The organism is Acaryochloris marina MBIC11017, assembly GCF_000018105.1.
GTDB classification, from domain to species: Bacteria; Cyanobacteriota; Cyanobacteriia; order Thermosynechococcales; family Thermosynechococcaceae; genus Acaryochloris; species Acaryochloris marina.
Map to the genome: position 1 here is coordinate 1,553,883 of NC_009925.1, position 25,850 is coordinate 1,579,732.

27 protein-coding genes and 3 pseudogenes are annotated in these 25,850 nt (G+C 46.2%); 16 read left to right on the plus strand and 14 right to left on the minus strand.

The window, feature by feature from the left end; genetic code table 11:
• Positions 1-69: 69 nt before the first annotated feature.
• Positions 70-960 carry a tetratricopeptide repeat protein gene (locus tag AM1_RS07005; protein ID WP_012162119.1) on the minus strand — a complete coding sequence of 297 codons (891 nt, stop codon included), beginning with the start codon at positions 958-960 and terminating at the stop codon, positions 70-72.
• A gap of 223 nt (positions 961-1,183) precedes the next feature.
• On the opposite strand from AM1_RS07005, the gene AM1_RS42060 reads away from it, so the two are divergent.
• The 4 genes from AM1_RS42060 (at position 1,184) to AM1_RS07020 (ending at position 4,112) form a co-directional block, all read left to right on the plus strand.
• A complete protein-coding gene (locus AM1_RS42060; RefSeq protein WP_187152925.1) occupies positions 1,184-1,360 on the plus strand; it encodes a hypothetical protein in 177 nt (58 codons plus the stop codon).
• A 16-nt stretch (positions 1,361-1,376) separates the two neighbouring features.
• Positions 1,377-2,444 (plus strand): tRNA 2-selenouridine(34) synthase MnmH, encoded by a 1,068-nt coding sequence (gene mnmH, locus AM1_RS07010; protein ID WP_012162121.1) that lies wholly within the window; start codon positions 1,377-1,379, stop codon positions 2,442-2,444.
• Between the two features lie 289 nt (positions 2,445-2,733).
• On the plus strand, positions 2,734-3,420 hold the full coding sequence (locus AM1_RS07015) for a hypothetical protein (protein ID WP_012162122.1): 687 nt from the start codon (positions 2,734-2,736) through the stop codon (positions 3,418-3,420).
• Positions 3,421-3,422: 2 nt separating this feature from the next.
• Positions 3,423-4,112: a hypothetical protein gene (locus AM1_RS07020; protein WP_238549185.1), complete on the plus strand. Its 690-nt coding sequence runs from the start codon at positions 3,423-3,425 to the stop codon at positions 4,110-4,112.
• A gap of 20 nt (positions 4,113-4,132) precedes the next feature.
• On the opposite strand, the gene AM1_RS07025 is transcribed toward AM1_RS07020, so the two are convergent.
• From AM1_RS07025 to AM1_RS07035, 3 genes are all read right to left on the minus strand, one after another.
• The gene (locus AM1_RS07025; protein ID WP_012162124.1) at positions 4,133-4,597 is read right to left on the minus strand and encodes a hypothetical protein; all 465 of its coding nucleotides are present in this window, start codon (positions 4,595-4,597) and stop codon (positions 4,133-4,135) included.
• A gap of 251 nt (positions 4,598-4,848) precedes the next feature.
• Positions 4,849-5,244 (minus strand): hypothetical protein, encoded by a 396-nt coding sequence (locus tag AM1_RS07030; RefSeq protein ID WP_148215690.1) that lies wholly within the window; start codon positions 5,242-5,244, stop codon positions 4,849-4,851.
• A gap of 19 nt (positions 5,245-5,263) precedes the next feature.
• A complete protein-coding gene (locus AM1_RS07035; protein WP_012162126.1) occupies positions 5,264-7,276 on the minus strand; it encodes a serine/threonine-protein kinase in 2,013 nt (670 codons plus the stop codon).
• Positions 7,277-7,548: 272 nt separating this feature from the next.
• Between AM1_RS07035 and AM1_RS44400 the strand changes: the two genes are divergently transcribed.
• Positions 7,549-8,358, plus strand: coding sequence for a glycosyltransferase family 2 protein (locus AM1_RS44400; RefSeq protein WP_083776702.1), 810 nt, complete (start codon positions 7,549-7,551; stop codon positions 8,356-8,358).
• A 148-nt stretch (positions 8,359-8,506) separates the two neighbouring features.
• A complete protein-coding gene (locus tag AM1_RS07045) occupies positions 8,507-9,874 on the plus strand; it encodes an ankyrin repeat domain-containing protein (RefSeq protein ID WP_041659314.1) in 1,368 nt (455 codons plus the stop codon).
• Between the two features lie 21 nt (positions 9,875-9,895).
• Here the strand turns inward: AM1_RS07045 and AM1_RS07050 are convergent, their stop codons facing one another.
• Together AM1_RS07050 and AM1_RS37510 are read right to left on the minus strand one after the other, a co-directional pair.
• Positions 9,896-10,609 carry a hypothetical protein gene (locus AM1_RS07050; RefSeq protein ID WP_187152926.1) on the minus strand — a complete coding sequence of 238 codons (714 nt, stop codon included), beginning with the start codon at positions 10,607-10,609 and terminating at the stop codon, positions 9,896-9,898.
• A gap of 34 nt (positions 10,610-10,643) precedes the next feature.
• Complete coding sequence (locus tag AM1_RS37510; protein WP_012162130.1) at positions 10,644-11,180, minus strand: GNAT family N-acetyltransferase; 537 nt, start codon at positions 11,178-11,180, stop codon at positions 10,644-10,646.
• 192 nt (positions 11,181-11,372) lie between these two features.
• Between AM1_RS37510 and AM1_RS07060 the strand changes: the two genes are divergently transcribed.
• The gene (locus tag AM1_RS07060) at positions 11,373-11,915 is read left to right on the plus strand and encodes a DUF4334 domain-containing protein (RefSeq protein ID WP_012162131.1); all 543 of its coding nucleotides are present in this window, start codon (positions 11,373-11,375) and stop codon (positions 11,913-11,915) included.
• A gap of 150 nt (positions 11,916-12,065) precedes the next feature.
• On the opposite strand, the gene AM1_RS07065 is transcribed toward AM1_RS07060, so the two are convergent.
• Positions 12,066-14,030, minus strand: coding sequence for a serine/threonine-protein kinase (locus AM1_RS07065; RefSeq protein ID WP_012162132.1), 1,965 nt, complete (start codon positions 14,028-14,030; stop codon positions 12,066-12,068).
• A 116-nt stretch (positions 14,031-14,146) separates the two neighbouring features.
• Complete coding sequence (gene hpnA, locus AM1_RS07070) at positions 14,147-15,142, minus strand: hopanoid-associated sugar epimerase (RefSeq protein WP_012162133.1); 996 nt, start codon at positions 15,140-15,142, stop codon at positions 14,147-14,149.
• 249 nt (positions 15,143-15,391) lie between these two features.
• Here hpnA and AM1_RS07075 point away from each other — a divergent pair, with 249 nt between their 5' ends.
• On the plus strand, positions 15,392-15,793 hold the full coding sequence (locus tag AM1_RS07075) for a hypothetical protein (protein ID WP_041659317.1): 402 nt from the start codon (positions 15,392-15,394) through the stop codon (positions 15,791-15,793).
• Between the two features lie 306 nt (positions 15,794-16,099).
• Here the strand turns inward: AM1_RS07075 and AM1_RS07080 are convergent, their stop codons facing one another.
• Entirely contained in the window at positions 16,100-16,555 is a 456-nt protein-coding gene (locus AM1_RS07080) for a hypothetical protein (RefSeq protein ID WP_148215691.1), read from the minus strand.
• A 187-nt stretch (positions 16,556-16,742) separates the two neighbouring features.
• Between AM1_RS07080 and AM1_RS44660 the strand changes: the two are divergent.
• A pseudogene (locus tag AM1_RS44660) lies at positions 16,743-17,027 on the plus strand (hypothetical protein); the annotation flags it as partial.
• 22 nt (positions 17,028-17,049) lie between these two features.
• On the opposite strand, the gene AM1_RS43905 reads toward AM1_RS44660, so the two are convergent.
• Positions 17,050-17,181, minus strand: a complete 132-nt coding sequence (locus tag AM1_RS43905) for a hypothetical protein (RefSeq protein ID WP_269150222.1) — start codon at positions 17,179-17,181, stop codon at positions 17,050-17,052.
• Positions 17,182-17,306: 125 nt separating this feature from the next.
• Positions 17,307-17,549 (minus strand): annotated as a pseudogene (locus tag AM1_RS07090) (ABC transporter ATP-binding protein); the annotation flags it as partial.
• Positions 17,550-17,612: 63 nt separating this feature from the next.
• Between AM1_RS07090 and AM1_RS07095 the strand changes: the two are divergent.
• A complete protein-coding gene (locus AM1_RS07095; protein ID WP_012162138.1) occupies positions 17,613-17,885 on the plus strand; it encodes a hypothetical protein in 273 nt (90 codons plus the stop codon).
• The gene (locus AM1_RS07100) at positions 17,885-18,253 is read left to right on the plus strand and encodes a hypothetical protein (protein ID WP_012162139.1); all 369 of its coding nucleotides are present in this window, start codon (positions 17,885-17,887) and stop codon (positions 18,251-18,253) included. Before AM1_RS07095 ends, AM1_RS07100 begins: the two co-directional genes overlap by 1 nt.
• 145 nt (positions 18,254-18,398) lie before the next feature.
• Here the strand turns inward: AM1_RS07100 and AM1_RS07105 are convergent, their stop codons facing one another.
• Complete coding sequence (locus tag AM1_RS07105; RefSeq protein WP_012162140.1) at positions 18,399-18,758, minus strand: ATP-binding cassette domain-containing protein; 360 nt, start codon at positions 18,756-18,758, stop codon at positions 18,399-18,401.
• Positions 18,759-18,965: 207 nt separating this feature from the next.
• On the opposite strand from AM1_RS07105, the gene AM1_RS07110 reads away from it, so the two are divergent.
• The 5 genes and pseudogenes from AM1_RS07110 (at position 18,966) to ftsH4 (ending at position 22,971) form a co-directional block, all read left to right on the plus strand.
• A complete protein-coding gene (locus tag AM1_RS07110) occupies positions 18,966-19,109 on the plus strand; it encodes a hypothetical protein (RefSeq protein ID WP_012162141.1) in 144 nt (47 codons plus the stop codon).
• Positions 19,110-19,405: 296 nt separating this feature from the next.
• Positions 19,406-19,564 (plus strand): high light inducible protein, encoded by a 159-nt coding sequence (locus tag AM1_RS07115; protein ID WP_012162142.1) that lies wholly within the window; start codon positions 19,406-19,408, stop codon positions 19,562-19,564.
• Positions 19,565-19,676: 112 nt separating this feature from the next.
• Positions 19,677-20,286 (plus strand): annotated as a pseudogene (locus AM1_RS44225) (sigma-70 family RNA polymerase sigma factor); the annotation flags it as partial.
• A 360-nt stretch (positions 20,287-20,646) separates the two neighbouring features.
• Positions 20,647-20,844, plus strand: a complete 198-nt coding sequence (gene pgr5, locus AM1_RS07125) for a cyclic electron transport protein PGR5 (protein WP_012162145.1) — start codon at positions 20,647-20,649, stop codon at positions 20,842-20,844.
• A 219-nt stretch (positions 20,845-21,063) separates the two neighbouring features.
• A complete protein-coding gene (gene ftsH4 / locus AM1_RS07130; protein ID WP_012162147.1) occupies positions 21,064-22,971 on the plus strand; it encodes an ATP-dependent zinc metalloprotease FtsH in 1,908 nt (635 codons plus the stop codon).
• Positions 22,972-23,369: 398 nt separating this feature from the next.
• On the opposite strand, the gene AM1_RS07135 is transcribed toward ftsH4, so the two are convergent.
• On the minus strand, positions 23,370-24,119 hold the full coding sequence (locus tag AM1_RS07135; RefSeq protein ID WP_049783822.1) for an ABC transporter ATP-binding protein: 750 nt from the start codon (positions 24,117-24,119) through the stop codon (positions 23,370-23,372).
• Positions 24,120-24,209: 90 nt separating this feature from the next.
• Complete coding sequence (locus AM1_RS07140) at positions 24,210-25,385, minus strand: FtsX-like permease family protein (protein ID WP_012162150.1); 1,176 nt, start codon at positions 25,383-25,385, stop codon at positions 24,210-24,212.
• Positions 25,386-25,850: the final 465 nt, after the last annotated feature.

Genomic DNA, 25,850 nt, shown 5'->3' on the forward strand with positions numbered 1-25,850 from the left:
GAATGCCAGCCATTATAAGGTGATCTCCCTAGGGAAAGCCTTACAATTTCTTTACGGAGTGTCCAAGCCTTAGGGAGAGGTACTTGCAGACGTTCCGTCATCGGTTTCAACGTCTAGTTCACTCAAGGCAGCCTGAATTTCAGGGGTCGCAAACACCACTTTAGTATCCGCAATCAACTTTTCGCCCCAGAGGTTCTCTTCGAGGAAGGCTACCTTGCCATAGCGTCCATCCAATTTCAGGGCAGACATAGCTAAAGACAGCCCTTCTTCTTTATCGCCTTCGACATAAGTCGCGACAGCAAGGGCCAACTTTGGTTCACCGGATTTCTGATCAATCTCAATCGCCGCTTTCCACTGCTTAATAGCTCGGCTAACCTCACCCTTTTCGTATTGGACTAAGCCAATATTATTGATGGCGGGCCAGAATTTTTCGTTTTGATCTAAGGATTTCTCATACTGTTTGATGGCATCTTTCAATTTACCCATTTTGTAAAAGGTATTGCCTAAATCAAACAGGGCTTCTGGAACGTCCGGCTTAATTTTGAGGCCCATGGTCAACAGTTGGGCCGCTTGTTCATATTTCTCTTGGCCAAAGTAGGCAGCACCTAGACTGAAATGAACCCCTGCATTTTTGGCATTTAAGGTTCTGGATTTTTCTAGCGCAGAAATCCCTTTATCGACTTCTTTTTGGCTGAGGTATAACCCTCCCAACAAGGCCCAGGCATCTGCAGACTTAGGAGCGAGTTGGGTTGCCAATTTGACGCGAGCTAGAGCAGGTTCAACTTGCTGAAATTGGCTCAGGTAAACCGCTTCTTTGAATAAGACCAGCCCCGTTTTCTCGAGTTCTTTGGAATCGAGTTTAAGGGTCCGAGGCACAACTGCCTGTCCTAAGGCAGGTTGGGCAACAGCACCAAGACCTACGGCTAGGAAAAGCGAAAGTAGAGTTGAACGTTGAAGCACAGCAGATGCCCAAATATAACGTATTCATAAGTTAGCTTAGCTCAGATTTTCAGCTCTTGACTGAAACCGTTACAGACTATTGATTGTGAAAAGGGAATCAGCCATTGCATAGGTCCCTTCCTATTCCAGATTCTTCACCCCAACAATTGACGTTTACCGTTATGATTCGGTTGTTAGAATTATTAAGTCTTGTACACATTCAATTGGCAACGAGGGTACCTTGGTGGATAGTCAAACGATGCGCGATCGCATTGCCTTATTGGAATCAAAACGTGGGTTATTGGTGCAGCTACTCGAGCAACCCGATTTAGGCACCCTCCGCATTGACGTCAATCAGGCCCTGGAGGAAATGGATGACCTGATTGATGAATTCAGAAAAACCTTTCCTGCTAATGCCTAGAGACTGCTAGACCTGGATGCCCCTCACCCCCAACATCACAGCCGATATTTGCCCACAACTATATAGCGAAATTATCGATGTACGATCCCCCGCTGAATATGCGGAAGATCACCTCCCCGGTGCCATCAATTTGCCCGTACTCACGGATCAAGAACGAGCTGAGGTGGGGACGCTATATAAGCAAGTGTCGGCATTTGTGGCCCGCAAGAAGGGGGCGGCACTGGTCTCTCAAAATCTCTCTTATCACCTCAAGCACCACTTTGCAGATCACCCCAAGGGGTATCACCCGTTAATTTACTGCTGGCGTGGGGGACAGCGATCCCAAAGTATGGCCCTGGTACTCACCCAGGTGGGATGGCGTACAACCCTTTTGAAAGGGGGATATAAGACCTATCGCACCTATGTCCGAGAACAGCTAGAACAGGTGCCGTATCACTTTTCGTATCGTGTATTGTGCGGACTCACGGGCACTGCCAAAACGGAGATTTTGCAGCGTTTGGCTCAAGCTCAGGTGCAGGTCCTGGATTTAGAAGGATTGGCCAACCATCGGGGCTCGTTATTAGGAGCAGCAGAAACCTCTGCCCAACCCTCTCAAAAGCAATTTGAATCGGATTTACTGTCGGCCCTCCAAACCTTCGATACCGCCCACCCGGTTTGGATCGAGGCAGAAAGCAATAAAATCGGTGAGCGCTTTGTCCCCAAGGCTCTCTGGGACCAAATGCAAGCTGCTCCTTGTGTCGAAGTCCAAGCCCCCATGAGCAGTCGAGTGGACTGGTTGGTGACCCACTACGAGCATTTCACCCATAATTCCGCTTTACTCAAAGACAAGCTCAATTTACTCCGACGCAGTTACAGCAAAGCCCAACTGCAGCACTGGCATAACCTCATCGACGAGCAACAGTGGCCAGCATTCGTTCAGTCTCTGTTGGAAGAGCATTATGATCCGGCCTATCGCCGATCGATGAAGCGCCAATATACCAATATCCAGCAGCAACATCAGCTACCTGATTTATCAGCCACCAGTTTGCAACAGTTGGTGAACCAACTCGCTACAAACTGCAATCAGCCTGCTACGACCGTGTGAGCAAGATCATCTGCTCTTGATGATTGAGATCAACGGTCCCCAGTAATGCACATCCTAGGATTGGACTAACACATAACAAAACCAACGCCTCAACCTAGCGTGACCTAAAGAATAGAGGCATATGGGGGGTACCAATCAAAGCGAAACCCTTAGAGTTTCCCCTGATTTGGTTCAACGCTGATTTACGTAAGGGACTCAATCCAACTGAATCCATTGGGTCGATGACCGTCTCAATTCCGAGAATCATCTGCTGAGTCCCGGGTTTTTATCCAGATTATTTGAATCCATCATGAATTATTCTGCGACCTTTCTCAGTTTGCTGAAAGACCGTCAATCCTTCCTGCAAGAAATTCACGATCGCAAACGGTTACACAGTAAAATTTCGGCCTTATTGCTCTGTAGTTTTTGCTGCTTTGCCATCTACGGCGGCATTGTGGGTTCCTTTCATAGCCCCATGCAGGCCCTGTCATCGGCGGTTAAGTTGCCTGCTCTCTATCTGATTACCCTGGTGGTTTGTTTGCCCGCCCTCTATATTTTTAATGCCCTCTTCGGCTCCCAGAAAACCCTGGCCCAGCATTTTACCTATGTCCTGAGTGCCGCTTCTGTGATCTCTATTCTGCTCTGCGGGTTTGCTCCCGTTACGCTCTTCTTTGTCATTACCATTTCTCCCATCAAAGACTACGCTTTCTACCAGCTTCTAAATGTGGTGATTTTTGCCCTGACAGGAGTGTTTGGGGTGACCTTCCTCTATCAGGCTATGCGGCCAGCCGATGAAGATAGCGCCAACTATAAGCTCCGACTGACAATCTTGAGATTGTGGTTAGGACTCTATGGCATCGTTGGTAGCCAGTTGGGATGGATTCTGCGACCCTTCTTCGGTTCTCCTGGCCAGTTCGAATGGTTTCGAGCCAGAGAAGGCAATTTTCTGACTGGGGTTTGGAATGCCCTAGCGAATCTTCTGGGCAGTGCTGGATAGGGATGATGACCCCAGCATTAGAAGATTTACGCATCTCTACCCTTGAAATTGAACGGCTCAGCGGCCTGGAAGTCAGTGATCATTTTCTCAATGGCTTCCTAATTGGTACCTATCGGTTGCCCTTAAATGCTCCTGGACGTCTCTTGGTGGTCGCCACAACGGAACCCTTAGTTCTGGGACTCTTGCTGATGTTTGCGACCCCCATCGGCCTAGGACTGGCTCGTGGCTCAACGTCTGATCTGATGGTCTTGGGATGGATTGGTGCGATCGCACTGGGTCTCTGGATCGTTCGTCAATTCAGAATGTGGCTCAAAGCCCGGCATCTGCGTAGCTTGATGCGACTGCTCGATGAGGTGGACCATTATCATCAAGTTCTGCAAGCGGTCGATTTATTCGAGCAATTAGGCGGTGCCGAACAGACACAAACCACAATTTTAGAAGCCCTCAATAAAGCCCGCGAAAGTTTAATTGCGGGTCTCATGACGGAGAAAATTCTACGGCAGAATCGGGGCCTGCTGTCTCGTCGCCAAGCCCTGTTGGACAATATCGAGCAAAATCTGATCACCCTGCAGGCGATAGAACTCCAGCATCAGGCCCAAACCTATAGCGATATTTTGAATCAGGCCGTCGATATCAGTATCCGGGTGCAAGATGAGGTCACCCAGCTATCCCATCTCGAATCAAGCCGTTGACCCGCTAGGTGGTCAGAGTCTTAGTTCGCTGCCGATTGCAACCATTGATCTAAGCGGGGAAATTCATCCTCAATGGCCAGCTTGCTTCGTTTGCTCGTAGGGGATTCATCTGTGGAGAATAATCCATACTCAAGACCTGCCATCAGCAAATGTCGAAAGCTGCTTTTATCTGCTGGATTCATATCCTTGAGCAAGCTGAGCACTTGCTCTTCCCCCAGTTGATACGTCACTTTTGCCAAGACTTCGCCATGCCAATAACAGAAGGATGCTCCTCCACAGTCAAACTTGATCAGGGTCTGAAAGGCTTGGGAATCGCCATTGATAGATTGTTGAATCAAGTTTTTATAGGCGTTCTGTTCTTGGCCATCAAAAAAGTTAAACAGCTCTTGCCGAATAGGGATTTCTGAAACTTGTGGGGGACTGCTGGCGAGCCACATACTGGCTACTAACACTCCCAATGCATTCAGAACTTGTCCAAAAAACACAGTATAGACCTCTTGCTTCAAGGACCGTTATAGCAGTGGAATTCAAGATATACCACTGTAATTTCCTCAATAAATTTTGAGGAATTTCATGGCATTAGTCTCTTCATAATGTTGCGGAAGCCTTGCGACAACTTGCATCTACCACGCCGACAAGTGTATTCATCTACTTTCTGAATCACCACTTAGTTTGAGTCTATTAGCAACCATTGATTTAAGCGTGGGAATTCATGCTCAATTTCTAAATTACTAAGTTAGTTGGTTAATGTTCCATCTGTCGTAAATGATCCATATTCCAGGCCAGCTCTAAGCAAGTGGTGGAATCGGCTCTTATCTTTGGGGGTCATATTTTCAACCAGTTCTAGTATTTTCTCCTCACCCATGTGATAGACGATTTTCGCTAATACTTCGCCATGCCAATAGCAAAAGGACACTCCTCCACAGTCAAAGTGGATCAACCGGATAAATGCCCTTGAGTTGCCGTCAATGGATCGGCGCATTAGATCTTTATAGTGATTCTGGTCTAGAAGATGGGAAGAGTCATACAGTTCTTGCCGAATTGGAATTCCCACCATTTCAGGAGGACCACAAGCCGTCAGCAATAAAGCAGTAACCACCACCCACGCCAGTTTCGATGGCCCAATCAACATGATGTCTAACACTAGGCGCTTACTGTAGCTTTTTTAGTAAATCGCGGGTGATTCGATACCGTTTAGTATCGCCTTGTTGCTGAAATAAGTCCTCTGCAATTTTCAGATCCTCAACTGCACCGGCAATATCATTCAGCTTACTTTTGGCACTACCCCGGTTGTAGTAGCTATCGGCAGGGCTATCGCTATTGCCCCAACCCGAATTAATCGTTAAGGCCTGAGTATAGTCTTCGATAGCAGCTTTATACCGTTTGAGAGCATGATGAGCCTTGCCACGGGCGCTGTAGGCAAAGGAACTTTGAGGATCTAAGCGGATGGTTTCGGTGCAGTCTTTGATCGCCCCTTCTGCATCCTTTAACTTCAGCTTAGACTCCCCTCGGTTGCAATAGGCAAACGAATTCTTGGGATTAAGACGTATGGCTTCGGTGAAATCTTTAATGGCTTGACGGCTTTCGCCCAACTTGTAGCGGGCTACCCCCCGACTATTGAATGCATTATCATTGTCGGGGTTGAGGCGAATAGTTTCGGAATAGTCCTCGATGGCCCCCGCATAGTTGGTCAAAGCCGCTTTAGAAACCCCTCGCAGTAGATAGGCAGGCTCATATTGGGGATTGAGTCGAATAGCTTGGCTAAAGTCTTCAATGGCAGCTCGATGTTCCTTAAGGGCAGATTTGACATTGCCGCGATTGTAAAAGGCCAAGGCAAACTGAGGATCGGACTGAATCGCTTGATTATAGTCTTGGATAGCCCCCTCAAAGTCTTTGCGAGCAAATTTGACATTGCCCCGACCATTGAAAGCATAAACATAGTCCGGGTCGTGCTTTAAGGCTTCGTCATAGTCTATCAGGGCCTCTGGATATTCTTCTAAAGCGTACCTGGCATTCCCTCGCCCCAAATAGGCTTGGGCATTGTCTGGACTCAGACGAATCGCTTCGGAATAATCTGCGATCGCATCTTCGTAATTCCGCCGATTATACTTGGCATCTCCCCGACGAATAAAGGCTGTGGCGCTTTCTCCCGAGGTTTCAGAGGACGACATGCGCGTGGCAATCATATAGGTGATACCGGACAAACTGCCAAGGGTTAAGAATGCGATCGCTGTGCCGATCCAAATCTTCCGGGAGGCCCCTATCTGATTGAGCCAAGAAGACGGGCTTGGAGGATTATGGGTTAAGTCAGCCAAAACCTGCTGAGCGGACTGATACCGTTGTGCCGGATCAAGTGAAAGCAACTGGGTCAGGATTGCTTGTAGTTCAGGGGTAGTCCGATCCACATGAGACTGCCAATTCTCGATCCAGGACTGACCTTGGGTTTGTGCTAGCTCTGAAGGAGAAATACCGCTTAGGAGGTGAAAGCAAGTAGCCCCAAGTCCAAACAAATCACTGACAGGGCTAGCCTGTCCTTGTAGTTGCTCAGGAGGCCGATAGCCCAGGGAGCGGCTGCTAGTAGGCCGTTGCGAAGTTTGATTTTCATTAAGGAACTGAGCAATGCCAAAGTCAATCAGAATGTAGTGCCCCTGGGTATCTTGAAGAATATTTTCTGGCTTGAGATCTCGATGCACCACCCCTTGGTTATGCACCACCTGCAACACTGGCAATAAATCCGAGAGAAAATTGCGAACTTGAGGCTCAGTGAACGTCCCTTGCTGGAGCTGATCGAGTAGGGTTTTCCCTTCAATCAACTGGTGCACCAGATAGAGATACTCCCCTTCTTGGAAATAGGCTAATAAGTCCGGGAGTTGGGAATGATGGCCCAAGGCTTGGAGCTGTTTAGCTTCTTCTCGAAAAAGTTGAACGGCATTGGGACTAGCCCCAAATGTTTTCAGGGCTAACTGCTTAACAATGCATGGGGTATTGAGCTGATCAACATCCTCTGCCAGATAGGTCTTCCCCCAGCGTCCAGCTCCAAGGGGTTTGATGATGTTGTAGTGTTTGTGGAGAAATGGGGCGAGGGCCGTGCCACATTGCTGACAATACTTGTGAGTGTCAGGGTTTAGCGGTTTGGTACACTCAGGGTTCAGACAACATGTCATAAAGCTGCAATCTTTCGGGCTTCACAGGCCACAAGCTGTTGTCAAAGCATACTTAGTATCGGATAAAGACCTGGCTGAGAGCAAACTCAATTCTTCAAGAAGTGAAAAATCCCAGCTCTCTCATCGGGCTTGTTGAAAGAGCTCAGTCCAGGGAGCAGTCAAACACAGAATACGGAGATATATCTCCGACGATACATCCATCATTGCGGTAGCATCAGAAGACAACAGCTTCTCCAGGAACCAAAGGAGACAAACCATTCACACTATCCATCATTACCGCCACCCATAACCGAGCAAAGATCCTCCGGTATAACGTTTTAGCCAGTCTGCTCCAGCAATCTAGGCTGGACTTTGAATGGATTGTTATCAACGATGGCAGAGATAAAGCCACCCGACACCTGATTCAATCCACCTCATTACCCTTTCCTCATCAATACCTAGAAATCGATCATCCCGTAGAAGAGTTTGGTCTCTGTATCGCTCGCAACCTAGGGATTGAAGCTGCTTCTAGCAACTATGTCTGCTATCTCGACGATGACAATAGCTTTCGTCCGGCTTTTGTAGCAACCATCCTTAATTGGATTGAGCAGTATCCCCATAGTCGATTTATCTTGCCTCAGCAATGGCGTCGCAGAGATGTGATCAAGGAAGGGAAAATGATCAAACAGGGCAAACCCTTTATATCTCCCAGTGCTGACACAACCCTTGATGATCTGGTCTGTCAGCAAGCCCTCTTTGACAGCAACGGCTTTGTCCATCGTCGACTCAATTCACTGGGCTGGAATCCCCAGTACAGAGTTTTCTGCGATTATGAATTCTTTCTTCAATGTTTAAGTCAATGCAATCCTACTCCAGGAGAAGACTTCCTGTTTAAATCTGAAGTCCTCATCAACTACATCCAAACCACAGATGGCATCATCGGACAATCAGGCTACGGGGACTGGGCCAGGGAGTTGCAACAGCTCTATGAAAACCGATTAGCTTATCCAGAGTTAAGCCAAGAGTGGGCAGACTGGATGCCCCCAGCCATCAAAAAATATCAGCAGAAATTTCAGGTGCCTATTCCAGCTTTTGAACTGTAATCATCATGTTGAGCCAAAAGCAAATAGTAGCCCGCCTCAAGCTCCAAACTAGACCAAACAAATTGATTTCCCAAGGCATGTATGAGTTTTCTATCCATTTAATTTAGTCAACACTTAAGGATGGAACTCATCTTAGTTACTTGCCCAAATGCAGACTATTTCTAATGACATTACTTTAATGGAAACTTTTCTAGAGGCCATTGAGGCTGATGATGTAGGTATAGTCAGGCAATTTATTGTTGAGAATAAAGCAGAAGTCAATACCTTATTGGATGAAAGCTCGATTCTTGGCCACGCAGCGCTTCATGGAAGCCTCATGACTGTTAAATTCTTGGTGGCAGCAGGAGCAGCAGTCAACCTTCCTTTTGAGAAGTACTACGATATTGCTCCCCCCCTTCTGGATGCAATTGAAGATGGGAATCTAGAAATTATCCGATTTTTAGTGGAGTCTGGAGCTGACGTTAATGCTGTTCGAGGCGGGAGATGTGCGCTAGGCATTGCAGCGCATAGTGGATTGGAAGATATTTATGCATTTCTGCTACCGCTCACTCACCCTTCATTGTTGAAGCAAGCGGAAGAATTACTGCCTGAAGGACATGACTTTAAACAGAAAAGAAACACCTTATCAAAGCAAGAGCAAGAACTCTTTGAAAGCGTCAGAAGAACAGATCTTAAAAACCTTGAGCAGCTCATCTTTCAAAAAGTCAATGTCAATATCATTGATGAGCGGGGCTACACGCCCTTAATGTATGCTCTTGAAAAGAGGAAGTACTCCTCTACGGAAATCCTCCTTAATGCTGGTGCAGATCCTAATTTTGTAGCTAGAACAATCATCCTTGCTGTTGGCTCGAATGATCCAGACATCATCCAACTTTTGATTAAAGCTGGTGTAGATCTCAATATCCAATGTAATGGGATGAATGTCTTTACACCGATTGTGGACCTCCCTCACAAATATTGCAAAGAAATAATTGAGTTACTGTTGAAGGCAGGGGCAAATATCGACCAACGCGATGATTATGGCAATAGCCTCTTAATGCTTGCAACTTATAAAGGTAGAGAGGACATCATTCAAATTCTTATGAATAATGGAGCCTCAAAATACCATCTTAAGAATATTGAGTTATTGATGGCTGCAGAAAAGGGCAATCTCGATCAAGTGATTGATTTGCTCCATTCAGAATCCCAACTTGATATCAATGCTCAAGAATTCAGAGGTAGAAGTGTTTTAACCTGTGCTGTAATTGGCAAGCATACAGAAGTTGTAAAAACCCTGATTACGAATGGAGCAGATATCAATCAGATTGATAGCCAAGGCAGAACGCCATTAATGTGGGCTATCTCTACAGGGAATATGACGGTTATTGACTATATTATCCAAGCTGGAGCCGATATATCTATCGAATCAAAAGATGGAGAAACTACACTTGATGGTGTTAAATACAATTGTCCAGTTAAACCAAATGATAGGAAGAAGTTGATTCAAGTCCTATCATTCAGAAATAACTACAAATAAATATATTGACTAATTAGCTATTTATAATGCAACAAAATCGACTCTCTCTAAATAACCCTTTGGGTCGCTAAGAGTGATTTTATCTCCCGGCTTATGCATTGCATAACCAACCCAACGTCTAAAGTTAATGCTAGGTTCAAATATATCTTGTTGACGAAATAACTGATCTACCCACTCTTCTGCCTTTATATCAATTCTGTCATCATGAATGTTTGACTCCCATTCAAGAATTTCATATCCTTCATCTGTTTCAAATTTTTCTAGCAACTCTCCATTCTCATAGATGCGGTAACCCAAAGCTAAGATCGTATCGCTGACACCATAAAAGATAGTACGTGTTTTGAGGTCCATTGAGAGTAAATAAGCATCTTCTTCATTTAAACACAGACTATAAACTTTCTCCATTTCCTGCTTAAGTATTTCCTCATTAATTTGATTTGTCTCTTTGGTAGTCACAAAATCCAATCCACTGGGATCTCTAGCTATAACATTCGTCCAAGAATGTCCCTTAAAACGAAATACAAAAAAACATTGTTCAGTTAATTCAATTTCTTGGCAAATTACATTTTTCTGCCAACAGTTTGCATGCCGTTTATTGCTTAAAGAATGAGAAACAGCCTCAACATGTTCCTTGACAAAAATAGTACTTCCGTTATATTCAAATGACCCTACACCTCGTTTACCTGAAAGTAATGAAGTCATTTTTTTCTTCTTCACATTTTGCCATAATGACACATTAACTAGTCTAGCTCTAGAAATAATTTTAGGCTCACAAGATAGATATTTTTGTTAAAAAATAGTAGGCACTATCATAAAATTTACCGTACCATTCCCAATTGCCCTCAACAATTTTCTCACGAATAAATCCTGCTTTTTCCAAAACACGATAGGACGGTATATTACGCAGTGTTACCCCTGCCTCAATCCGCTCAACATCTGTGTCACGAAATAACCAGTCTCGTACCGCCAATAATACTTCCGTCGCATATCCCTGATTATGGTGCCTAAAGTCGAGAAAATATCCTATTCGACAAACCTTGTCCTCTAAATCAGAGTACTCGGCTTCAAAGCATACTTCAAACAGACCGATGGTTTGCCCTTGTTTTCGGATGACCCAGACGAGCTGGGTCGGTTCATGGTAGCTAGGCTCTAGCCATGCCTTAACATCATCAACACTTCTGGCAACGTATTGAAAGTCTTCGATGCTTTGTCTCTCTTTAGCAATAGTGTAAATGGCTTGCGTATCAGCTAATGTCAGAGGTTCAAGGGTGAGTCTTTGGGTGCAAAGGGTTGTTGGAATCACCATATATACACCTCCTATCTGTCACAACTACTGCACTTGACATGGGGTCACAGAACGTTACCCCACAACCCAAAATAGTCAATTTCGTTAGTTCCTATATCTATAATCTCGTGCACTCTCTAAAATTAATAAAGATGGATAGGCATAAAGATATAGACAAAACTAAAGTCAGCAACAGCAAGGAGCTAGGAACCTATGACTGCTAAGGAAAAGTTGGGTGTCTTTTTAAATGCTTCTAAGAACCAGCCAGAAGAAATACTGTCCTTTTTTGATGAACTAGAGCCTGTCAAATCTCAGTTCATGATATCAAGATGGAAAGGCGCTGAACTCCATACTAATCATCCTCTTAATGGCTTTTTAGAAGCATCCAATTGGTATGGGAAAGAGTTTGTTAATGAGGACCAAGTCCATCCACTCTTATTTCAAGACAGTCAAGATAATATCTTCAAGGTGAAGCCATACTCACTGGTAATGAAGTCTGGCATTCGTTTGCCAATACTTAAACATAAGGCTTTGAATTCGACCGTTAGATTTCTGACTTCTTTACTCAAAACAGAGGCGAGTCAGGCAAGATTACGCATGATGGAATATCGGCAAAAAATCAGTGCAACGATGATTTATGACTCATTACCCATTCACGATACCTTTAGAAAAGTAGATGATGATACGGTTTTGGGACTTATGGACTCCAAAGATATTCCAATCCCCTTCTTTTTTGTGCTTGAGAGAGAACATTAATTCATGCTCTTTTGAATATTTTGTTCGGAGTTTAATTCAGGCATTGAAATGCTAGCTGAGAAATTCCTATGTAGATTTACGCTCGCTGAATTCAGATATTATTCTCGATTGAGAAGCAAATTGGATCAAGGAAAATTTGCGCGTGATGTATTAATTCCCAACTTGTTTAGCTTCAGAGGTTTGGAGCCGTCTCAACTCTCGCAAAGCATCTTTCCGGCGCTGATTGCCCTGGTTTTGATAGAGATCCGCAGCTTTTTGGAAGTCTGCTTTTGCTCCTTCAACATCGTTCTGGACCTCTTTGACAAATCCGCGATTGAAATACGCAACTGCATAGTCCGGCTCTAAACGAATCGCTGTATTGTAGTCCTGAATCGCCTCTCGATAGTTTTTGCGATTATATTTAGCTAGGCCACGGCTGTTATAGGCATCCACAAGCTGGTCATCTAGCTCCAGAGCTTGATCAAAATCCGCTAACTCGCCTTTCCAATCTCCCAGTTTGCCTTTGGCATGGGCGCGGCCATTATAGGCCTTGGCATTCTTTCCATCCAGGCGAATTGCCTCATCAAAGTCTGTTAGAGCAGTGCGATACTGACCTAAGTCATAGTGAATGCGGCCTCGATTCCGTAAGGTATCTTCGCGCTTTGGATCAATGCGTAGGGCTTGATCGTAGTCGGAAAGCGCTCCCTGCAAATCTTTGAGGTTGTACTTGGAGACTCCCCGATTATGATAGACGTAGGCATATTGAGAATTGAGGCGAATCGCCTGATTGTAGTCTTCGACAGCGCCTTTATAGTCCTGCAGGGCATGTTTCGTGAGTCCCCGATTACCGAAAGCATTAGAATGTTGGTCGTCTAGTTTTAGAGCCTGGTCATAGTCAGCCAAGGCAGCCTGATAGTTCTGAAGACCGTATTGAGCTAGCCCTCGCTCGTTAAAGGCATCGGCATTCTGGTCATCTAGGTCAATGGACTCGTCATAATCTGCGATCGCACCCTGATAATCCCCCGCTCGATACTTCTCATACCCACTTCGGAGCAGAGCTTCTGATCGGCTCATGGGCGATACGGATACGGTATTGTTGGCCTGTATCGCGACGTATCCAATCCCGAATACACCTATTAAACCGAGAGATGCGATCGCAGCCCACATTTTCCCAGACAGTTGGGGAATTTTCCCAGGCAACGTAGAGCGAGTGGGTAAGGTAATTTTTGGCGGTGCCAACTCCGGTGTAACCCTCAAATCTTGCAGCACTTCATTGGCCGACTGATAGCGTTGAGCTGGTTCAATTTGCAACAGCTTATCGAGGATTTTTTGGAGTTCAGGACTAAGGGATTGAGCAATATATTGCTGCCAGTCTTCGCTCCAGAGGTAATTGAACTCTAAAGACAGGTGATAGGGAGAGACATGGCTAAGCAAGTGGAAACAGCTCGATCCTAAACCGTACAGATCACCCACAGGCGTCGCTCGTCCCCGCTGAATCTGCTCTGGAGAGGCATAGCCTGGAGAACCGACAATAGTGCCAGCCCCGGCATGGGCCATTGCCGTTTGCTTCAGCAGTTTTGCCACGCCAAAATCAATCAGCACATGCTTGCCATCTCGCCGTTGCATGATGTTGTCGGGCTTTAAGTCACGATGAATCACCCCTTCATCATGCAGACTTTGCAAGACAGGCAATACATCCAGTAGAACCTGGCGAATTTGTTGCTCACTAAAGGCTCCGTCCCGCTCTAGCAGTTCGATCAGATTGTGACCATCCACATACTGCTGAACGAGATATAAATTCTGACCTTCCTGAAAATAGGCCGTCAGTTTGGGAATCTGCGGATGATGCCCTAACTGCTTGAGCTGTCGGGCTTCGCTGGCAAACATCTCAATCGCTTTTTTCTGTTCCCAAGCTTCCGTTGCTTGGTAGGTCAGCTTCTTGACCACACAAGGCTCATTCAGCCGATCCAGATCTTCCGCGAGATAGGTATTACCAAAGCCGCCTCGACCGAGGGGCTTGATCACCTTAAAGCGGTCCCGCAACAAATGAACGATGGGCGTGCCACATTGCTGACAAAACTTGTGGGAATCAGGATTAATTGGCTTTTTGCAGTCAGGATTTAGGCAACAAACCATTTTTCTTCTCTGGGGCTAGAGTTTGCGAGTCTCAGGAGGAACACATTACTCTATCGTTAATTTAACGCTGCCCTATGCATTTTGCAGGATTCAGACTCAAAAAATTGCAGTCTGTATTAAGTCTGGGGAACGTAGTCATGGCTGACAAACCAATCGACGGCCTCTTGCAGCGCCTGACGGACTGGGGTTTGGGGCAGTCCCAATTCTTGAATCGCTTTGGCAGGGTTGTAAAACATCATTTGCTTGGCCATTTGTACCCCGGCTAAGGGCACAGAGGGAGTTTTGCCCATCGCCGCCAAAACCACTTCATCGATCCAGGCCGTGGTCAGGGGAATCCATGCAGGAATCTCGCCTTTGGGAGCGGACAACCCCGTTAATTCAGCCAGCACATCCAGCATTTCTTTTAGGGTCATATTCTGATTGCCCAGAATATAGCGCTCTCCTGTTTTTCCCTTTTCTAGGGCTAGCAAATGGCCAAGAACCACGTCTTGCACATGGATAAGGTTCAACCCCGTATTCAAATAAAAGGGCATCTGCCGCCGCAGAAATCGCAAAATCATATCGCCTGTGGGCGTGGGTTTAATATCCCAAGGGCCAATGGGAGTGCTGGGATTGACAATCACAATATCCTGGCCCATTTGGACGGCTTTGTGGGCTTCCTGCTCCGCCCAATATTTCGATTTTTTATAGTCACCAATCAGTTTCTCCACTGGACTCTGATAGGTTTCATCAGCACTATTCCCGGCTTTCACGCCAATAGCTGCTACTGAGCTGGTGTAAACGGTGCGTTCAATCCCTGCGTCTCGGGCTGCTTGCAAAAGATTGCGTGTGCCTTCTACATTACTCTGCCAAAGCTGTTCGCGGTCCGCCCGCCAGAGGCTGTAATGAGCCGCGACATGAAAGAGTACCTGACACCCTTGTAATTTTTGACTCAAGTCATCATCTGTGAGCTGTCCAGTCACTTGCTCCACGTCTAACCCAGCGAGGTTCGTCAGATCGCTCTGGGGCCTGACTAGGGCTCGGACTTGATGACCTTCCGACAACAGTAAACGAACTAGATTGGCTCCGACAAATCCGGTTGAACCAGTTACAAAAACATTTAATTTGGCCATAACTCAGGCTCTTTGCCACTTTGGGTGGTCTAGTAGGGGTAAACAAGGTTAATGTTTTACCTTACAGGCATCGGCAAAGAAAACAATATTTCTGCAGATTTAACTTTCAAGGCAGGCACTTTATCGCACAGAGCTTGGCAAGCTTAAGATTCACAACCTTAGTTTCCTAAATACGGTGAGCGACTGGAGAATATCCCTGAAGTCAGCTTTATCATGCTTTGTCCATATGATTAATAGCTAGGTAAATGGATGACAAAAGATTCGGATGAATACGGCTACATTATCAACGAGCTTCTAGGCTCAAGGTTTGAGCGAAGTTTGGCAGCGAACTCTTTGAAATTGCACTTTGGCACACATAAAGCTGGCCCCCAAGGAACACACTATATTTGGATTGATCCACCTTGGGAATTCTACGGCCCGAATGGGCTTATCGCCGATTCCAGCTACCCCGGTGATGATCGTTTTAAAGAATGGAGTGCACTGTTTGCTCCAATTAACGAAAGTGTTCTTGAGAGATGGACTGTTCCAGATGAAGGGGGAGCAGAATTTTACTTCTCCGATGGCTATCGATTAACCCTGGATGCAGGATACGAGGCCCGGGGCGATGATGACTGGTATGGCCATTGGTATGCTGCTGTAAGGAATACCTAACCCACTTTTGCTTAACAGATATTCTGTTAGTTCTCTATCCCTTCTAAACCCCAGACTTAGTGGCGAGTTGTAAGTATTCAGATTTTAGGTTGGGGAGAGCAATCTCGCGCAGGGCTTTGCAACCCTAAGATTCTCAACCTCGGTTTTCTTAATATGGTGAGCGTTTGCAAGCTGAGTAGCGCACTGATGCTGAAAAAAAAATAGCTATGAGCGCTATCTTGCACATCCATTCCAGTGCAGGGTTAGATAAAAGCATACCCGAAGGTCGCACTTTCAAAATAGCAGGGGCAAGATGCTCGGAGTTCATTACTCTCGCTCAGAGATTATAAGCTCTTCACCCACAATCTCAAGTCGGATACTAAGGGGTGGCTCGTGGCTGAAACTGATTATCTGCTCAACAAGCTCATCAGTCTCCTCTTTTGAAAGACCATATTCATTAAGGTAGTACATGTATCCTTCGAGGTCATCGTGAGTTAGTGGCTTGCCACCTATCAGACGCAAGTCATCATTACTAACAAGTGCTCTGGCATCAACAGGAGCATGGCCGATAAACGGAGACAACTCAACTAGTTCACTAAGGGTTGGAATGGTGGAGAATTTATCAGTGAACAAAGCTGCATGATAAGCATCACGGTTGAAATCAAGGAGACGGAACATTGAGATCTCACCGCTATCTTCTGGTATGGATGCATAGTAGCCGCCCCAGGCAATGTCTATATCTAGCAACGTGCTTATCATCCTCCACTTCACTAAGCGGCGCATTAATCATAACAGTGATGTGGGGCCTAACAGCTGGATAATACCCCTGAAGCCAAGATTATCCAATGTAGAATTAAATAACGCAATTATTTTGGATTCATCAGGTTTTTGGGAATAATTCCCCCAGAGCCAGAGTTATCATCTGCCATCCGTATCAATAATAGTTAGCCCATCATAGACACCACCACTGATGGCCACATTGCATGACATTATTCGACGTATACGGAATTGCCAGACTAACGAAACAGGTTGGCTCTACATCGCTGGCGCGTCAGTCGATCTCTCACTCACAACCGATGCTGAACTCGGCTGCCCCAACTTCGACGAAGAGATAGAATCGGCAGGTTTCGCGGAAGATAACCTACGCCCAACAATCGACATCAGCACTCTCACAGACTGTATCGAATGGGCTGATCGTCTTTCCGGCTCAAACGATGACAACGCAGTACTGGACATAATCCGTTACTACATCCGATTCGACGCGTGGCCCGAAACACTCAATGCCCCTGGCCCACCGCCACCAGAAGCATCAATTCGTGACCTTGATCGCCAATTCGCCGATCAGCTCGGACCAGAAGATCAATCCAAACCGTGTCGCCATGACGACTGTGATCGCGGCACAGTAACACTCAGTGTATTCTGTCGTCGTCACCATTTTGAAAGCATACAGAATCGTCCATACCCATTCGACGACTGACGCCGAAAAAATGGGTCTTTCATATTGGCTTCACCCAACGAAGACAAAAGCCATCACTTAAGGCTCATAGACAAAAGAAGGGTTGGTAGGTTTCGGTGTGATCAGTCCATCTTCTTCATAGACCACCCGATCGGCGATATCCATAATCCGGGGGTCATGGGTGACCATGAGGACCGTGCAGCCTTCTTCCTTGGCTAATTTTCGCAGCAGTTCCATTATGGTGTGACCCCGCTGAGAGTCCAGGGCAGCCGTGGGTTCGTCTGCCAGAATCAACTTGGGGCTTCCGGCTAACGCTCTTGCGCCTTTAATGCCAAACTCTCCAAGATAAAATGGAAATGGTAATCCCAAAGTGAGGTTAGACTCATGGCCGTTCGCCAACGACGCCACAGTAAAGAAGAGTTAGCCAGACGTGGGCAAGAACTCTACGAGGCTGGCATTCGGCAGCAAGTCGAAGCAGAAAATGAGGGCAAAATCGTGGCGATCGATATTGAAACTGGAGAGTTTGAAGTGGATGAAACGCTCATGGGGGCAACCGATCGGCTTTTTGAACGTCAACCCGATGCTCAGCCTTGGACCCTTCGGATTGGACATAGTGCGGTCTATCATTTTGGAGCGAGGAGTCTGAAAAAAGATTAATGATTCATGGAGTTGTCAATTTTCGCTATGAATTAACGCTTTCCCTCGCAGTTGGCAACTTGAATGGGCGACGAGAGTTCGTCAACACTGTCATTGATACCGGATTTGATGGATTCCTCTCTTTACCCTCTGAAATTATCATTCGTCTGGGATTACCTTGGAGAACCTCCAGCATAGCGACATTGGGTGATGGCAGCAAAACTCTGTTTGACTTTTACACTGGAACCGTCATCTGGGATGGTCAGTATCGCTCAATCGATATTGCTGAATCAGAGACGGAACCCCTGTTAGGATTGGCAATCCTTCGCGGATATCGATTGCAGGTCGATAATGTTGAGGGAGGTATCGTCACAATTGAAATGCTGTGATTGTGTGCAAATGCGATAAGAGGTTTAACCAGAGCTTACCGCTGGTGGCTTCAACACTCTGGTATTAGCTTGAAGACGCTTGCCACGGCTGAAGTCCCAACCGTTATTTGTATATTGGCTCACCCAACGAAGACCAGATCCATCACTAAGGTTCATGGACAAAAGAAGGATTGGCAGGTTTCGGTGTAATTAGTCCATCTTCTACATAGACCACCCGATCGGCGATATCGTCATGAGTCACCATTAGAACCGTGCAGCCTTCTTCCTTTGCTAATTTAGGCAGCGGTTCCATAATCGTAAGGTCCCGCTGAGAGTCCAGAGCGGCCGTGGGTTCATCTGCCAGAATCAGCTTGGGATTTCTGGCTAACGCTCTTGCGATCTCAACTCGCTGTTGCTGCCCACCCGATAGATTGCGGTGGGAACTCCAACATTTATTGGCGAGCCCAACTTGTTTCAGCAGTTTTAGGGAGTCTTGTCTCGCTACACGACTTTGGCTGCTCTTCAAATGGGTTGATTGATAAACCCATTTTTATCACTAAGGCTGAAAAGTCCTTCCCACATGGGCTAGTGAGCCAAGTATTGGTGCTTGCTATCAAAAGACCTAGCAAGCATGGAGCAAAAAAGTGATTCACACAGTTGACAATATATTAAGTTATTGTTACATTTATTTACATAAGGTTACATCACACATGATTTTACGGAGTCCAAGATTATGAATTCATCCAACAACTTTTTTGGTTTCAATCCCTTTGCAGAAGCTTGGAGTGGTCGCCTAGCTATGGTCGGCATTTACATTGCCTTGATCATTGAACTCGTCACCGGCAAGGGTGTCCTACACTTCTGGGGATTGATGTAAGTTCTGAAGTTGCAAAGCTTAGAACTCTCTTCCCGACTGCCGAAGGAAAACTTAAAGAGACGGAGATTTTTCCGTCCAAGCAGCCTCAACATTTCAGCCGTTCAAGCTTAATAAACTCTTCTTAAACCCAGCCAAAAAGGCTGGGTTTTTTATAGATGTTGCCGCTGCCAGTTGGAAGAGGGAAGAGCAGCAATTCACTGCCACCACCATAGAAAGTTTGCGCTTTAGTTGACAAAACTTTACATAAAGTTTACGTTAGTTCATATAAGTCATTTTCTATTACGGAGTCAAACACCATGAGCATCAAAAATCAGACTTGGGGTTTCAACAGCTTTGCAGAGACTTTCAGTGGCCGCTTAGCCATGTGGGGCTTTTTCGTTGCCTTGGTCACCGAGGCCTTAACCGGAAAAGGAATCCTTGGACAACTGACTGCATTTTTCTTCTTTGTTAACTAGTAACGACTTGCGCCTAACTCATCATCCTGAATTACCTCTATCATTTGACCCCAGTTGTGAACTGGGGTTATTTTTTTCTCCATCTCTCCCATCCTTGAATCCTCCCCATGATGAAATCAAGCAACAGCGGACGGAACAACTCGACCAAGAGCCTACAAAATGTCTGTTTCTCAGCTTCAGACAGACCTGAAGCTAGGTCAAACTGCCACCCGAAAAATGGTTGAGTCCAATTTACGATTGGTCGTCTCCGTCGCCAAGAAAGATAACAAAGCTCGAATTTCTCGTTCTGATTCAAGAAGGCACGATTGGCCTGCGACGAAGCGTAGAGAAATTCGACCCTACCAAAGGCTATCGATTTTCTACCTATGCCTATTAGTGGATTCGACAAACCGTAACTCACGCAATTGCCGATTAAGAGCGAACCATTCGTTTGCCAATCCATATTAATGAAAAGTTAAGCAAGTTAAACGCCAGCTCTCCCTCAAGCTCCATCGTGACCCGACTATTGCGGAGTTAGCAGCGGCAATGGACCTTTCCCCGGAGAAAGTTGAAGCCTTCTGGAGTTATGATCGCCATTCGATTTCTTTGGATATACAGATTGGCGATCAGCCATGGGAGAGCGACTTAATGTGAGCCGAGAATGGGTGCGTCGGGTTGAGCGAGAAGCATTCCAACTGCTTCTGTCCCAGAAGGGGATCCTGCAAGAGTATATGGCGTCCTAATCTAGAGCCCCTCAAACATCCTTCTATCTTTCCAGCTGCTCTTCTATGGAAGAGCAGCTTTTTTGTTTTACATACATTTACAAAAATAATCGCCCCAAAAATTTCGTGACTTCATCACACGAATACTTAATCTATAATTTTTTGACTAAATAGACCTTAAATCTCTATAAAATCATTTTTTTATATCTTCAAGTGCTTATAGCTCTTTTTTAACGTTCAATCAATTGATTTACGGTTTAAAGATCAAATATTTCTAAGTCAAATTTATATATCACAAAAAACTAAATATGTAAATCTATTTGACACATCGTTACAAACTAGTTAATATAGTTTACATAACGTTACACAAAGGAGTTCATCATGTTTGCCCCTCTCGTCATCCTAGTCCGCAACATTGTTGGTCAGCCCAAATTTGTAAAGCTAAGAGGTAAAGCCATCGCTATGCACTCTAAAGCAATTACTAATGTCTGCAACCAAATGGGTATTGATCGGAGTCGCCGTCAAGGTTGGATTCGACTAGCTCGTGACAATGGCAAACGCCTTGGACTCCTAGCCTAAAGAGTCAGCGCAGTAGTGGGTGAATGTTATCCCCACCTCAAGATCTGAGCCTTGCTTTTCTTTACTTACATTTAGCTGTTCTGCAATCAAGTAATGCCCTTTCAAAACAGCTCAGTATTTCTTCACTGCTCGACAATTTGGTGATTGGACCTAGGTAGATTAAGGGCGTTTTTCACCAAACGTTGAGCCACACACCACTTTTTAAACAAGGACCTTCTCATGCCTGTTAATGACAAACCACGACGTCCTAATCCCTTTAGAACGATTTTACTGTTACTGCCCTTGGGCCTATTAGTTTTAAATCTAGTTTTGACCTTCGGTAACGGCCCACGAGTTTCCAAAGTGCCCTATAGCTTCTTCCTTGAGCAAGTCCAAGATGGAGAGGTAGCTCGGGTCTCCGTTGGCCAAGATATCATCCGCTATCAACTCAAAGGTATGGAGGGAAATGCAGGTCAGGTGCAAGAAACGACCCCTATTTTTGACTTAGAGTTACCTAAGTTACTTGAAGCCAACGATGTCGAATTCGCCGCCACTCCTCCTGCTGGAAACCGCTGGTTCACCACTCTTTTGAGCTGGGTCATTCCCCCAGTGATCTTCGTGGCCATCTTCCAATTCTTTAGTCGCGGTGGCATCGGTGGTGGGGGTCCCCAAGGTGCCCTCTCCGTCACCAAAAACAAAGCCAAAGTCTATGTCGAAGGCGATGACAACAAAGTCACCTTTGATGATGTTGCAGGTGTGGAAGAATCCAAAACCGAACTCGAAGAAATCGTAGAATTCCTCAAGTCTCCCCAACGCTTTACCGAGATTGGTGCCAAGATTCCCAAAGGTGTTCTCTTAGTTGGACCTCCTGGAACCGGTAAAACCTTAATGGCCAAAGCCGTCGCGGGTGAAGCTGGTGTGCCCTTCTTCAGTATCTCTGGTTCAGAATTTGTCGAACTGTTTGTTGGTACCGGTGCAGCTCGGGTCCGTGACCTGTTTGAACAAGCTAAAAAGAAAGCCCCCTGCATCATCTTTATTGACGAACTTGATGCCATTGGTAAATCGAGAGCTGGTGGAAATGGCTTCGTCGGCGGTAACGACGAACGAGAGCAAACCCTCAACCAGCTCTTAACAGAAATGGATGGCTTTGGGGCTGGAGATGCCACCGTCATCGTCCTCGCTGCCACCAACCGTCCTGAAACTTTGGACCCTGCTCTATTACGTCCTGGTCGATTTGACCGCCAAGTCCTGGTAGACCGTCCTGACCTTACCGGTCGTCTGGCTATCTTGGAAATCTATGCCAAGAAAGTCAAATTGGGTGAGAATGTTGACCTGAAAGCGATGGCAACTAGAACTCCTGGTTTTGCAGGTGCTGACTTAGCAAACCTCGTCAATGAAGCCGCACTTCTAGCTGCTCGTCGAGGCAGTAAGGTAGTTGAGACTCAAGACTTTGCAGAAGCCATTGAGCGAGTGGTGGCTGGTCTAGAGAAGAAGAGCCGAGTGTTGAATGAGAAAGAGAAGAAGATTGTCGCTTATCACGAAGTCGGTCATGCTCTCGTCGGTGCCAAGATGTCTGGGACAGACCAAGTGGAGAAGATTTCCATTGTTCCCAGAGGTATGGCAGCTTTAGGTTACACCCTGCAAGTGCCCACAGAAGATCGGTTCTTGTTGAATGAGTCAGAACTCAAGGGTCAGATTGCTACTCTCCTGGGTGGACGAGCTGCAGAAGAAGTTATCTTTGGCAGCATTACGACTGGAGCTTCTAATGACTTACAGCGAGCCACGGACTTAGCGGAGCAGATGGTGACGTCCTATGGCATGAGTGAGGTGTTAGGACCTCTAGCTTATGACAAGGGTCAGCAGAATAACTTCCTGGGTGGAGGGATGAATGCTCGCCGGGCTGTGAGTGATGAGACAGCCAAGGAAATTGATAAGGAAGTCAAGGGTATTGTCGAAACGGCTCACCAGGAAGCTCTGAGTATTCTTAAGGAGAATAAGGAACTGCTGGAGACGATTTCGGAGCAGTTGCTGGAGAAGGAAGTCATCGAGGGCAATGGTCTTAGAGAAATGCTGGCTAAGGTTCATCCAGAGTTAGAGGGGCAGACTGAACAGCATGTGCAAGAGACTGAAAAGCCTCTAGCTGTCTAATTCGTTGCAGTGATAATTCCTTTAGTTGCCCTCTGCTTTGCAGGGGGCTTTTTTGTACACCTGTCCTCACTTCCATAATATTTCGACTTAGCAAAAACACCTGAACAGACGTCGGATATTATGGTCGCTATCCGCAATGAATTGATAGGTATTCGCAGTCAACCACTCATGAATGACGACGAATCAGCACTTAACTACTATGGTGACGCCTACAATAGGGGCGATTCTCGTTTGTTCGACTGGCACCTATACGCCTCCCAAAATCGTAGATAACGATGCAATGAATCAAAGTCTTGGAACCGAACAGCTTTGAAGTGGAGCATCAATTTCTACAACCCAGTTATCGCAAACGTTATCCTTTTCTCAATAGGATCACCAAACAAGGACTAAATCTAAACTTAAGACTCGTGCACAAAAGAGGGATTGGCTGGCTTAGGTGTGATTAGTCCATCTTCTACATAGACGACCCGGTCGGCGATATCCATAATTCGGGGGTCATGGGTAACCATCAGAACCGTGCAGCCTTCTTCCTTGGCTAATTTACGCAGCAGTTCCATGATCGTATGGCCTCGCTGAGAGTCCAGGGCAGCTGTGGGTTCGTCCGCCAGGATTAACTTGGGGTTTCCGGCTAACGCTCTTGCGATCGCAACCCGTTGCTTTTGCCCCCCAGACAAATCCCGCGGCAGACTTCGGGTCTTATCCGCCAGTCCTACTTGCCGCAGCAGCTTGATCGATTGCTTCTTTGCCGCTCGACCCCGAATCCCCTTTAAATTCAGGGTCGCTTCAATATTCTCCGCTGCCGTTAGGGCAGGAAAGAGGTTAAAGCCCTGAAAAATAAAGCCAATATTCTGCAAGCGAAACTTGGACAGTTTGTGGCGAGGAAGTCCCGTGATGCTTTGGCCGAGTAAGGAAACCTGTCCACTGGTGGGGGTCAAGATTCCCCCTAAGATGGATAGAAGCGTCGTTTTCCCAGACCCTGATGGCCCCATCAGTAATTCGACATCCCCAGTTTTAATTTCTAGATCAATGCCTTTCAAAACCTTGAACTGCTGATCGCCCACTTGGAATGCCATTTCAATACCTTTGGCCTGAATGGCAGGCGTAGCCAGATCACCAGCAGTATCAGGAGTGGAGGTCATCAATGTCATCGGTTGAGGTCGTTGGCGAAAAGCAAGTTGCATCAGGTGTATCTCTCTTGACAGGTTTCCCAGTTGAGTCAGTTTTGTTTCCAAATGAGTTTACGACTTGAAGACGAGGGCTGGATCGAGTCGAGTTACTTTTTGAATGGCAAAGATCGCTGCTCCACTACACATGGCGACGGTGACGACGAAGACTCCGGCTGCCGTTGCTGGACTAATCAAGATCTGAATCGCTTGAGCCTGAATCGTCCAAGCACCTAAGCCTAAGCAAAGTCCCATACCCGGCAAATATCCCAACACCGCCATCCACAGCGCCTGCTCTAAGATGACGCGATAGATATACCAATCAGACGATCCCATGGCCTTCATGGTGCCAAACTCTCGAAGATGGTCCGTGACGGAAGAATAGAGAATTTGGCCCACCACAACGGTTCCGACCACAATGCCCACCACTGCACCTAAACCCAAGATATAGCCAACCCCAGTACTCTGCTGCCAATAGGTTTGGGTTAATTCTGTGAGTTCAGCTTGCGTAAAGGCTTTGGTACCGGGTAATGCCTCTTCTAGGCGGTCTTTCAGAGCGGATAGGTTTTCACCGGATTTCGCTTTGACCAGAATATAGGTAATCCGGTTTTGATCCGTTAAATCAGGCGGGTCGGGTGGAGTCTCATTCGGTGTAGCGATGGGAGAATTCAGATAGGCCGTAGCGTTGGGTAAAGACGTAAAAATATAAGGACTCGCCACAATCGAGCGAGTGCCGGCCGTAATCCCTTTAATCTCTCCTTCATAGGAGCCAATTTCAGCCCGATCACCTACTGCCGAGACATCCAGGAGTTTGAGATCGGCTTGATCCACAAAGATTTTATAGGGCTGCTGGATATCCTTCAGGGTTCCTTCCAGAAGCGTACGTGGTCGAAACAAGGTATCTTCAGGGTCAAAGCCAATAATCCGAATGGGGGCAATCTGATTGGACTTATCCCGCCACACCGTGGATTGGGCAATTAGGGGTTCTGCCCGATCGACTCCTTCTACCTCTTTCGCTTCAGCCAGCTGTTTGTATTCCAAAGGTAGGGTTAAGGCCAAATGGCGTAGTTCTTCGGAAGTCACCCAGATATCTGCATCCGCATTTTCGATTAGGACGGTGGACGAACGGGTAAATCCGTTGAGGATGCCAATTTGAATGGTGACTAACCCAACGGAGAACATGATGCCGGCTTGGGCAACAATAAAGCGAGGCAAGTCCTGGAATAAATTTTTGCGGGCGATAGAAACCATTCGTTTACGTCGGGGGGAGATTTAGGGAGCAATGGCTCACCAGTGGACTTAAATCATCTCAATTAGGTGGAAGCAAACTCTTTTTTCGCACCTAACAGTATAAGCATGATTACCTAAACCTACAGAACTTTGCTGAGAGTAATCTGAAAAGAAGCCGGGTTTACGCTGTAATTTTCATCTACTCATAGCCGAGCCACTGGGGTTTAACACCCATATGGGTGACTAAATCATTAATTGACTTGACGGTATTGAGGTCCTCAACGGTTGATAGGGCAAGAGACCTAAATTTAAAATCAAGATTGAGTTGAACAGTATATTGTCTCAAGGTGTACATTCCAGAATTAAAAGCATCACTTGGCATCTAATTCCCTTGAGGAGGTTGTTCTACGACGCTTGACATCGAATATTCTGCATAGGCGAGTTATACGTCAGTCTGTCGTATAACCATAGTTAGGCTTCGCCTCT